At 65.3% G+C, this 2,413-nt stretch carries 3 protein-coding genes; all 3 read right to left on the reverse strand.

All coding sequences use genetic code 11. From position 1 onward, the window contains the following. Window positions 1-42: 42 nt before the first annotated feature. Window positions 43-1,203: an acetylornithine deacetylase gene (gene argE / locus PVW46_RS27820; protein ID WP_069208515.1), complete on the reverse strand. Its 1,161-nt coding sequence runs from the start codon at window positions 1,201-1,203 to the stop codon at window positions 43-45. A 236-nt stretch (window positions 1,204-1,439) separates the two neighbouring features. Then, window positions 1,440-1,637, reverse strand: coding sequence for a hypothetical protein (locus PVW46_RS27825; protein ID WP_043143302.1), 198 nt, complete (start codon window positions 1,635-1,637; stop codon window positions 1,440-1,442). A 131-nt stretch (window positions 1,638-1,768) separates the two neighbouring features. Then, on the reverse strand, window positions 1,769-2,413 hold a 645-nt coding region (locus tag PVW46_RS27830), incomplete at its 5' end, for an ATP-binding cassette domain-containing protein (RefSeq protein ID WP_274578282.1).

Genomic DNA, 2,413 nt, shown 5'->3' on the forward strand with positions numbered 1-2,413 from the left:
GGCCGAAGGCCGAGGGGGCAGCGCCCCCTGCCGGCGCGCCGGTCATGCCAGGTGCTCCAGCAGGCGTTCCATGAACCGCTGCCCTTCCTGGAACTGCGCCAGGGTGATGTACTCGTCCGGTTGATGCGCGACGGTGATGCTGCCGGGACCGCAGACCACGGCCTTGTAGCCCGCGACCTGGAAATGGCTCGCCTCGGTGCCGTAGCTGACGAAGTTCTCCGAGTTGTCGCCGGTGATCTGGCGAACCAGCGCCTCGGCGGTGTTGTCCGTTTCCGGGGCAAAGGGCGGCAGGCTGAATTTTTCTTCCAGCTCGATCCGGGTTCCGGGGCGGATCTTCTGCATCTGCGCGGTGAGCTCGGCAGCCTTGTCCTCGGTCAGGCGGCGCCATTGGTCCAGCGTCTCGCCCGGCACCACGCGATAGCCGAAGCAGAACTCGCAGTCCTTGGCCGAGATGTTATGCGCCGTGCCGCCCCGGACCTGGCCGACATGGACATTGGTGTAGGGCGGGTCGAAAAGTCCCGCCATGTCCCGCGGCTCCGCCGCCTGCAGCGCGGCGTTCAGCTGGTTGGCCCATGTGATCATCTCGGCGCCCCACATGATCGCGCTGACGCCGGTGTGCAGCAGCGAGCTGTGCACCTCGAAGCCGTGGACGTGCACCCAGTAGGTGACCCCTCCCTTGTGGCCGGTCACCGCCTTCATCATCGTGGGTTCACCGACGATCACGTCGCGGGCACGCGGCAGGCCGGACATGGCCTCGATCAGGGGGGGCGCACCGGCGCAGCCGATTTCCTCGTCGTAGGACAGGGCGATCTGCAGCGGGCGCGTGACACCGCGCCGTTTCGCCTCGACAAGGGACCAGATCGCCAGCGCGTCGAACCCCTTCATGTCGGTGGTGCCGCGCCCGTAGAGGCGGCCGTCCTTCTCGGTCACGGTGAAAGGATCGGTGGACCAGTCCTGCCCGTCGACCGGCACCACGTCCGTATGGCCCGAAAGCACCACGCCGCCCTCTTCCTCGGGCCCCACATGGGCAAAAAGCGCCGCTTTTTCCGGCTCGTCCGGCTTGACATGGCGCCCGGCCTCGATGCCGTGCGAGGCAAGGTACTCCTGCACCCAGTCGATCAGCGGCAGGTTGGTGTCGCGGCTGACGGTGGGAAAGCTCACCAGCTTGTCCAGCAGCGCGCGGGGGGACAGCACCTCGGCCATTCTCACCTCGTTCTTGATGTGTCGGATGGCACATGCCTGTCACGGCGGGGCGACATCCGCAAGCATCGAGGCAGCCTCGTCCCGGAAACCGAGGCCGCGTTTCTGCCGAGGGCAAAATCCAGCCCGCCGCGGTCAGCGATCCGCCCCCTCGCAGGACCGGACAGAGTGGAATCGAAACGAAAAAAGCCGGCCCCGCGCAGAACGGGACCGGCGTTTTCCTGCAGGGAGACCTGCGGTCAGTTGGTGCCGGACGCGGCGGCCACACCCATGACGATGGCGCCCAGGCCGAACAACACGATCAGGGGCGAAATGTCATCGTCGCTCATCGCCTGCGTGCTCACAAACGGGTCCTGCGCCTCGGGGGCCTGTTGCGCCGAAACGGCGCCCGAAGCTGCAATGGTGGCGGCAACTGCGACGGCAGCGATACGGTTCATCGTTTTTTACTCCTCAACCTGTACCAGAGGACATCGACACTGGCAGGTCGAACAATCCCAAGCAACAAGAAACGATCAGAAATGCACCTTAAGCGTGTGGAAGATGCATCCTTATCACATCTTCATGTCCGTCAATACCCGCTGTCCGTGATCAACACCTTGTGGCCCGGGCTGACCTCCTCGTATTCCGAGGGCGCGGGCTCGTAGTCGACCGGGTGGATCGGCGAGGGGATCGGCTTGAAGTTGAGGTCCTTTTCGGTCTTGCGGCGGCGCGGGTCGGCGATCGGGACCGCCTTCATCAGGGCCTGTGTATAGGGGTGACGCGGGTCTTCGAAGACGGCGCGGCGCGGCCCCAGCTCGACGATCCGGCCCAGGTACATGACGCCGACATAATGGCTGACACGCTCGACCACGGCCATGTCGTGGCTGATGAAGAGATAGCCCAGCCCCATGTCCGCCTGCAGTTCCATCATCAGGTTGATGACCTGCGCCTGCACCGAGACGTCCAGCGCGCTCACCGCCTCGTCCGCGACGATCAGGCGGGGCCGCAGGGCCAGGGCGCGGGCGATGGCGATGCGCTGGCGCTGACCGCCCGACAGTTCGTGCGGATAGCGGCGCATGAAGCTGCGTGGCAGTTCGACCCGGTCAAAGAGCTGCGCGACGTGATCGGAGACCGCACTGCCGGTCTCGATGCCGTAATTGTGAATCGGCTCTGCCACCTGATCGGCCAGCTGCAACTGCGGGTTCAGAGAGGCAAAGGGATCCTGAAAGATCAT

The organism is Mameliella sp. AT18, assembly GCF_028807275.1.
Classification (GTDB): Bacteria; Pseudomonadota; Alphaproteobacteria; order Rhodobacterales; family Rhodobacteraceae; genus Antarctobacter; species Antarctobacter albus.

Excerpts from the sequence above, each read along its gene's own strand:
- argE (WP_069208515.1), bottom strand. The coding sequence starts at position 1,203 with ATGGCCGAGGTGCTGTCCCCCCGCGCGCTGCTGGACAAGCTGGTGAGC.
- PVW46_RS27825 (WP_043143302.1), bottom strand. The coding sequence starts at position 1,637 with ATGAACCGTATCGCTGCCGTCGCAGTTGCCGCCACCATTGCAGCTTCG.